The sequence below is a fragment of the Kluyvera sichuanensis genome, assembly GCF_014218705.1.
In the GTDB taxonomy this organism is placed as follows: Bacteria; Pseudomonadota; Gammaproteobacteria; order Enterobacterales; family Enterobacteriaceae; genus Kluyvera; species Kluyvera sichuanensis.
Map to the genome: position 1 here is coordinate 1 of NZ_JABBJF010000102.1, position 248 is coordinate 248.

A 248-nucleotide genomic window follows, 5' to 3' on the forward strand; every position below is an offset into this window, starting at 1 on the left:
TAGCCCATGTCCACCGCCAGATTCTCCATCTGGCCCTGCACCGACGGCAGCGCCAGCGCTAACGCCTCTTTAATGGCGTGTACGTCCGCCGCGCAATTGAGCTTCGCGGCAATCACCGCCAGCTGTCCGGCATCGTGATGGGCCAGCAGGCTTTCCAGCGCGGTCAGCGCCATACCCGCTTCCGGGATGTTGGAGAGCAGGCCGCCGAAGCCAATCGGCAGCAGCAGCAGCGGCTCAAACTTCTTCGC

1 pseudogene is annotated in these 248 nt (G+C 64.1%); it reads right to left on the reverse strand.

Features of this window, described 5'->3' with window-relative positions:
• Positions 1-248 (reverse strand): annotated as a pseudogene (locus tag HII27_RS26950) (oxaloacetate decarboxylase subunit beta); the annotation flags it as partial.